Annotated in this window: 7 protein-coding genes; all 7 read left to right on the forward strand. The window is 35.8% G+C overall.

Going from position 1 to position 8392, the window contains the following annotated elements; translation table 11 throughout:
* Positions 1 to 119 precede the first annotated feature (119 nt).
* A complete protein-coding gene (locus ACUVXA_RS12340) occupies positions 120 to 1250 on the forward strand; it encodes a glycosyltransferase family 4 protein (RefSeq protein WP_445871573.1) in 1131 nt (376 codons plus the stop codon).
* Positions 1251 to 1348: 98 nt separating this feature from the next.
* Positions 1349 to 2884, forward strand: coding sequence for a glucosamine inositolphosphorylceramide transferase family protein (locus ACUVXA_RS12345; RefSeq protein ID WP_445871574.1), 1536 nt, complete (start codon positions 1349 to 1351; stop codon positions 2882 to 2884).
* Positions 2881 to 3897: a glycosyltransferase family 4 protein gene (locus ACUVXA_RS12350; protein WP_445871575.1), complete on the forward strand. Its 1017-nt coding sequence runs from the start codon at positions 2881 to 2883 to the stop codon at positions 3895 to 3897. The genes ACUVXA_RS12345 and ACUVXA_RS12350 overlap by 4 nt, the downstream gene beginning before the upstream one ends.
* A gap of 282 nt (positions 3898 to 4179) precedes the next feature.
* Positions 4180 to 5325: a glycosyltransferase family 4 protein gene (locus ACUVXA_RS12355; RefSeq protein WP_445871576.1), complete on the forward strand. Its 1146-nt coding sequence runs from the start codon at positions 4180 to 4182 to the stop codon at positions 5323 to 5325.
* Complete coding sequence (locus ACUVXA_RS12360) at positions 5303 to 6580, forward strand: hypothetical protein (protein ID WP_445871577.1); 1278 nt, start codon at positions 5303 to 5305, stop codon at positions 6578 to 6580. The genes ACUVXA_RS12355 and ACUVXA_RS12360 overlap by 23 nt, the downstream gene beginning before the upstream one ends.
* A gap of 50 nt (positions 6581 to 6630) precedes the next feature.
* A complete protein-coding gene (locus tag ACUVXA_RS12365; protein ID WP_445871578.1) occupies positions 6631 to 7722 on the forward strand; it encodes a glycosyltransferase family 4 protein in 1092 nt (363 codons plus the stop codon).
* A gap of 22 nt (positions 7723 to 7744) precedes the next feature.
* A partial coding sequence (locus ACUVXA_RS12370; protein ID WP_445871579.1) for a WecB/TagA/CpsF family glycosyltransferase occupies positions 7745 to 8392 on the forward strand: 648 nt, incomplete at its 3' end.

The following is an 8392-nucleotide window of genomic DNA, read 5'->3' on the forward strand; positions in this document are numbered from 1 at the left end:
GGAAAAAGCGTCAATGCCTCAGTGCTTATTACGGCAATTTTCCCATATGATATTGGTTGTAGCTCGAAGCGCTTAATGGAGATAAGAAAATCTAGGCTATGAAGAAAATTTGTTTTGTAATGCCTTATCATATCCTCGAAAACCGAGGGGGAGGGGCGGAGGTTCAAGCTTGGCTTTTAGCGAAAGAGCTTGCCCGGCGTGGATTTGAAGTGAGTTATATTGCTCAGAGCGTTAGAGGCAAAGCTGGTAAGATCGAAAGAATAAACGGAGTTACTATAAGGTGGGTTAGGTACGCACACTACTTCAGGTGGGCAAATGGATGGGAGTATTACAGAGCTTTGAGGATCGTGGATCCAGACATAGTGGTGGAGCGAATGACATCCTTCGTCACGGGCATAATAGGATTTTATAAGGAGAAATACGGAAAGAAATTTGCCTGGATATGCACAGATAACGAATCCCCAAGGCGATGGCATTTTTTAAAAAATCAAATAAAAACAAACAAGGCAAACAAGGTCGGCACCTTAAAATCGCTTGTTTTTTTACTAAACGCCATTATCTATGATTTATCCCGGCATTATGGAATGAAAAAGGTCACGTGGGTGTTCACTCAAAACGAGAGCCAAAAGAAGCTATTAAAAAGAGAATTTGGCCTTGCATCATTTGAGATGCTGTCTGGTCACGAAATTCCTGAACATGTTTTCCCAATTGAGCAAAGACTGTCGAATAAAATTATTTTATGGGTAGCAAACCTTGGACCTAAAAAAAGGCCAGAATTGTTTATTGAGTTAGCAAGAATTTCAGAAAATAAAGATTTAAAATTCATTATGATAGGGGGCCGAGATGATAAAGAATATATAAGGAAGCTGTTTAAGGACGTGCCTAATAATTTATTATGGTTAGGTAGACTTCCATTCGACGAAACTCTCAGTTGGTTCGACAAGGCTACAGCTTTTATAAATACTTCTCCAACAGAAGGCTTTCCAAATACTTTTGTTCAAGCGTGGGTGAGGGGCATTCCGGTGATCACGCTTGGAGTTAATCCCGATGGAATAATAGAGAAATATTATCTTGGTTATGTGGCGAGCGATGAAAAGGAAGCGCTAAAATTTCTGATTTTTTTAATAGGTAATCCGGATAATTACAAAAGAATTTCTAAAAACGCTTTTTTTTATGCCTCCAAAAATCATTCCATAAAAGTTGCTGCGGACAATTTCTTGAAAACGCTAGGCATAACTCCTGCTGCATAAATTTCAATATGATGCAGAAAAACGTAAAATTTGCAGTAATCAATGATTCTGTTTATTTAGAAGCTTGGCAGGCGAAATGCATAAGGGATATCTTATCTTTGGGTAAGGTTGAGCTATCTGCTTTTATTTTAAATTCTGAAAAGAATAAGAATGCAATAAAGTTTCATTGGCCTGATAATCCTCAATTAAAAAGAGTTTCTAAAGTCTTCATAAGAATATTTATGAGGAGGGTGTCGAAAACTTCAAGGTGTTTCAATCGGGAGGATATTTCTATAGAATTTCCAGAAGTCTATTCTTATATTTTACCGGATAAATTGGATAAGGTTAGAAGCCTTGATTTAGATTTTGTACTCTGCTTTTCAATGAGCGCAAATATCCCAATTAGTTTAATTGGTAGCCCTCGGCACGGAGTGTGGATTTTTCATCATGGAGATATAACAAAATATGGAGTTTTTAAACCCTATTTATTAGAGCTCTTGAAGAATGAACTTACTTCAAATATTGGGCTTTATAAATTAACAGAAAATCAGTACACTTATGTTCCCATTAGAAAGTCGATTTATAGAATCAATTATTCCTCAATTCCACAGCACCTGAATAATATTCATTTCAGAGGAGCGAGTTTAATTACAGACGCTTTAAACAATCTGTTAAATCATGATAAGGTTTCTATTTTATCAGGGTCGCAACGAGCCTCAAACTATACCTGCCTTCCGAGTATAGGAGATATCTTGAAATTATGGGCAAAAGTAATAAAAACGAGATCAACTAATATTATAAAATATTATTTTTTCGAAGAAGAATGGGGGATTGGTTTGATAAAGGGTCCAGAAGAAAATTTAATCAATAATGGAGAAACTTCAAAATTTTCCTGGGTTCTTAGACCAACAAAGCGTTATTACTTCGCGGACCCGTGCCTAATCAAAGATCGTAATTCAACTTATGTCTTTTTTGAAAAATTTGACATGAAGAAAAGGAAAGGAAATATTTGTTACATCGAACTTAAAGAAAATGGAGCCTCAGACAAGGTCATGCTCTCCATGGATGTGCCCTACCATATAGCTTATCCTTGCGTTTTTAGATATCGCGAATATATATATATGACGATAGAGGAAGCGGAATCAAATAGTATAAATCTATATCGCTTAAATTCGTTTCCAGATAAATGGGAAAGAATTTGCGCGATCGTCCCCGACATGCCGGGCCTTGACCCGACTATTTGTACTCATAATAATTTGTGGTGGTTATTTTTTGTCCTCAAAGAGAAAGGACAATCTATAAAACTTTACATATATTATTCTGATGACCTATTTGGTCATTGGAGGCCGCATGAAAGAAACCCGGTTAAGGCTGATATACAAAGTTCGAGACCAGCGGGAAAACTCTTTTATTACAAAGGCCAGCTTATAAGGCCCGCCCAGGATTGCACAATTTCTTACGGAAAACGAATAATGCTGAATAGGATACTGAAGCTATCCCCTTGGGAATTCGAGGAAGAACCTGTGACAATTATAAATCAAGTATTCGACAAAAAGTATAAAGATGGGGTCCATACTATTAGCGCTGGGGAAAATATAACTTTAGTTGATGTTAGACGTTTTAGATTAACCCTAAAAAAGTTTCGAAGGACATGATAAGAATAGACTGGCTTACAACTGGGACAAGCTTGAGGTGGAGAGAAAATTCAACTCTTCTGGGAGGAAGAATTTACGAACATTATGTAAGAAATATCCTGAGGAAAAAATATAACTTAAATGTTTTTTATTTATTTAGGGGTAACAATAACTATCTCATAATTAGATTTATAGAGTTTCTGCGCTTTGTTTTTAATTGCAGAAGCGTCAGGTTCAGTGGCGATATCGTAATAAGAGATTTTTTTTCTACGATTTTTGTTCCATTTGATAAAAAAAGAAAAAACGTTATTATCATTCATCATTTGGAATGGCCAAAAAAATATAGATTTTTTTATAAGTTTTTAACGTATATTTTTTTCAAAAATGCTAAGCGTGCAGATAAAGTAGTTGTAGTTTCAAAATATTGGGAAAAAGTGTTAGAAAAACATGGCTGTGTTAATACAAAAATAATATATAATTCATTCGACATTTCAGATTTTTATTTTGATGAAGCTGAGATCCTTTCTTTTAAGAAAAGTCTTGGAGTCAAAAACAATAAGAACATTATCTATTTGGGCAATGCCCGTTCAGAAAAAGGCTTCTTCAGGGCTTATCGGGCACTCAAAGATCTTGATGCATTTTTTGTTGCTACAGGTCAGGATATAAAGGATCTTCCCATATTATGTAGGAATTTTTCATACCGTGATTACCTGAGACTATTAAAAGTATCATCATTAGCGATTTTTATGTCGTCATTTAAAGAGGGATGGTGTAGGTCTGCTCATGAGGCGATGTTGTGTGGAACTCCAGTTATTGGATCCGGGGCAGGCGGAATGGAGGAATTGCTTAATGAAGGGGGACAGATAATCTGTAGCGATTTTTCCAGATTAAAATCAACTGTAATGGACCTGTTGAGGGATAAAGAAGGGTTAGAAAAATTATCCTCAAGGGGGAGAAAATTTGCTGAGCAGTTTTCGCTGGAGTATTTTGAAAGAACATGGATACATCTTATAGACCATTTAGCCCAGAGATAAGAAGATCTCAATTTACAGGATATTATTTACCGGCTTCGTGGTGGGGGGCTATGCTTTTTTATAAAGAGAAAGGACCTGAGGAGAGACTATGTCGCTTTGTTCGTGCTTTTATTTTTCGCTTTCTTGACTATTGTATCTTTTGTCATGATTAATGACTTTGATTTATGGCGCTTGTTATTACCGGGTCAATTTTTTATAGCCCTTTTAGCTCCTTTTACGATTGAACATATTCTGGTTAAATTGAAATAGATAAGAAAGTCAGATCGAGCAGAGATTTAATAATTGGACACCAATAATATTTTTCTAGTAACTAATATTCCAACTCCTTATCGGATTCCACTCTTTAACGAGCTGGATAGACAATTGAAAAATACCGGTCTTAAGTTAAAGGTAATATTCGGGGCAGCAGGATATCCAAGAAGAAGATGGCATATCGATTTTTCATCCTGCAAGTTTGATTATAAAATTTTGCCTTCCCTGAGAGTAACCTTACCAGATAAGGAAAAGGTTGTATTCACATATCGAGGCCTTCTGAGAACTATAGTAAATGAAAAGCCAAAAGCTATTATTACCAACGCATTTTCAATCGCAACAACGAAGATTTGGTTGCTATCCTGGATTAAGAAAACCAATTATATAATTTGGTCGGGCGCAATTAAAAGGTACAGAAGGCCAGATCCTAAAATCAGAACACTTCATCGAAAGCTTCTTATCAGAAGAGCGAAGGGATTTATTGCTTACGGAACGAAAGCAAAAGAATATCTGCTTAGTCTTGGGGCAAGACCAGAAAGCATAGAAATCGGAATAAATACAGTTGACATTGATTTTTTCAGAGAGGAAGTAAAGAAATGTAGCAATATTTTAAGAAGAATGAATAATAAAAAGATCTTACTTTTTGTTGGATATTTGACGAAAGGTAAAAGGCTAGATTTATTATTAAAATCAATAGAGATCATAGCGAAAACGAGAAACGATTTTATCCTTAAAATTGTTGGTGACGGAGCTGAAAAAAGCAATTTGAAAAGATTAGCAAGAGAATTGGCGATATCTCGATTTGTTTCATTTGAAGGGTATAAACAGAGACAAGAGTTGGTAGAATATTATGCCGAAGCTCACTGTTTTCTATTTCCGAGTGAATATGATATATGGGGACTTGTCTTGGTAGAAGCCATGGCTGCGGGCTTGCCTTGTATTGCTTCGATTAATGCGGGCGCCACGAAAGATTTAATTATAGATGGTGCCACAGGGTTCTCAATAAATTTTAATAATCCTAATGAAGTAGCCGAAAAAATAAGATTAATATTAGATGATAAACAAGTAGCTAATAGAATAGGAGAAGAGGCAAGCCAATTTATAAGCCAAAAAGCAAGCCTTTCGCGATCCGCCGAAGGATTCATCCGCGCAATTGAAAAGGCTTCGTCAAGCTAAGCTTATGTATTTTTATATTGGCATTTTTTCCCTTTTAGCGATAATAGTCACTTCTTTTTTCTCTAATTCATATAAAAAACCCTTTCTGGTGCTGATATTATTAAGCCCCGTGGTTGCTTCGTCTTGGAGATATCAATTCTATGGAATTAGCCTGATCGATATATATTTTGTGCTATTTATATTTATTCTTTTTATAAGAATCCTAATTAGAAAAGAAAGACTGTATGAGTTTCCTTACAAGAATATCTTTTTTGTTTATATGTTAGCTTTAATATTTGTCACTATCCAAATATTCATTGTTAGCGGAACTTATGCATCCGTTGAGTTTCTTGCAAAATCGCTCTTCTTTCCAGTTTGTTTTTATTTATGTTTTATTTATTTTGCTGATCGAAAAGATTTTAAAAACTTGTTAATCGTGTTTATTTCAGCAGCCATAGTCCCGTTGGTTTTTATTTTTTTTCAGAAGATTACTGGATATACTTGGCGTTACCATGAGACAAGGGGCATTTTAAGGAGTCAAGGCGCATTCCATAGTATCATTACGCCACGGATTATAATCATGCAGGCCCTTATTGGGATCTTTCTTTATTGGCACTATTTTTTGGAGAAAGGACGTCGTTCGCATTTTACGAAAACGCTACTTCTTTTTCTCTCTTCCTTATGTCTATTAGGTCTCTACTTTCTTTATTCAAAAACGATAGTTGTTACATTGATCATTTGGATATTGTTGATATCATTTTTTAAAAGGAAAATAATTCTTTTGCCGTTAGCCATCTTCCTTATAATTTTTGTTAATGCGATTTTCGAGAACAAGATTGTTAATGATTTGGGTACAATATTTTCCAAAGAAATTGATTACTCTAGAGGAAAGATAGAGAGTGATTATATATTAGCGGGGAGAGGAAAGATATGGAGAAATTATATAGAAGAATTTAAAAGTTTGCCCATTCTAAAGAAGATATTGGGGACAGGAAGATCCCACGGATATTTTCATAACGATTTGCTTCGGATTATTTTCACTGGAGGCATATTAACATTATTTCTATATGCTACCTTAATATTTATTCTCACAAGTCAAATAATTAGAATGGCCATAAATGAGAAAAAAACCTTTTTTTTTGCGATCGTGATGGCCATTTGTTATTATTTTATTGAATCTATGGGCCAAGTTGTGGGTTTATATCCGATCGTTTATCCTTTTACATGGGGGTTGGTGGGCCTATCGATGAATAAGAGGCTTTCTTTGAATCATTAGATACTACTCCGCTTCCTTAAATGAAAAAACTCAAAAAAAAAGTCCTCTTCTTGGGACAGTTGCCCCCCCCTTATATGGGACCAACAATCGCCACCCAAGTGATTTTAGGTTCAAAACTAAAAGATGAATTTGAGATTATTTTTCTTGATATGTCTGATCATCGTGATCTGAGTAGGCTTAATAAGGTTGATTTATCAAATATTGTTTCGGCTATAAAGATCTATTTTGCCTTTTGCGCATTAATTTTATGGCATAAGCCGAGACTTGTCTATTTACCAATCTGCCAAACTACTCTTGGGTATTTGAGAGATGTGCCTTTCATATTGATAGCTAAATTATTTAAGTGCAGGATCATTTGCCACCTCCGCGGCGGGAATTTCAGAAGATGGTACTTAGCTTCGATGCCGCTCATGAGATGGGTAGTTAATCGAGTTCATTCTTTCGTTGATGCACAAATTGTGTTAGGGGAGAATTTGAGGTTTTTATTTGAGGGAATTATTCCTATGGAGAGGATTTTCGTAGTTCCAAACGGTGCTAATATTGAAATTGGTAAAGAAAGTGCTACTGTCTCTTATAATAAAAATAAGATAATTGTCCTATTTTTATCCAACTTTTTAAGGGAAAAGGGACTTTTGGATGTTATGTTGACGGTCCGGAGCATTTATAAACATACCCCAGATATTGAGTTTATATTTGCAGGCGAGTGGGTAAATAAAAAAGTAAAAAGAGAGGTAGGCAATTTTTTAAAAGAAAATCCTGACCTTCCTGTAAAGATCATGATAGCCGTTGATCATAAAATAAAACGTGAATTGTTGCTTTCCGCCGATATTTTTACTTTACCCACATTTTATCCTACGGAAGGTCATCCTTGGGCGATTATAGAAGCCATGGCAGCTGGCTTGCCCATTATCACCACTAATCAAGGGGCTATAACAGAATCAGTTCAAGATGGGGTGAATGGATTTATAGTAGAAAAAAGAAATCCCGGACAAATTGCAGAAAAGATAAAATTTCTTGTAGATTTTCCTAATATTAGAAAGAAAATGGGTGAGGCAAGTCGCAAAATTTACCTAGAAAAATTTACCGAGGACAAAATGGTCCAACGTTTATCATTCGTATTCAATACTATTCTTTCTAGATAACAAGAAGGCGATAAGAGCAAGAATGAAAGAACCTATTTATTTGCTGGGGATAAAGATTTGCCCGGTGAGCCTAAGTGAGGCGATTGTTGAAGTTCTTGATAAGCTGCCGAGGAGAAACGGCGAATACTTCTGTTTCCCCGACATTCACGTTATCATGCAGGGCTTTAGGGACCCCTATTTTAGGGATATATTGAATAATTCATCGGGAAATTTTCCTGATGGCATGGGAGTCGTATGGGCGTTGAAAATGCTAAAAAAAGCTCGTTTCAAAGGTCGAGTTCGAGGTGTTGATTTTTTTAAACGAATGTGTGAACATGCTGCGAAAAAAAATTTTACAGTTTTCCTGTATGGCAACTCAGAAAATACTTTAGTTAAACTCAAAGACAAGTTAAAAGAAACATTCAACAGTATTGATATAGTGGGCGCAATTTCTCCTCCTTACCGTCCTCTCACAATAAAAGAAGATAATGAGATAGTCAAGCAAATTAACGATGTAAATCCAGATATTTTATTTGTTTCTTTAGGCGCGCCAAAGCAGGAAAAATGGATGGCAGAACACAGGCCCAAAATAAAGGCATTGCAGTTTGGCGTGGGTGCTGCCTTTGATTTTTTTACCGGCAGAGTAAAGCAACCTCCGAGCTGGATTCAACAAGGTGGTTTCGAGTGGCTT

The organism is Candidatus Jordarchaeum sp. (genome assembly GCF_052745115.1).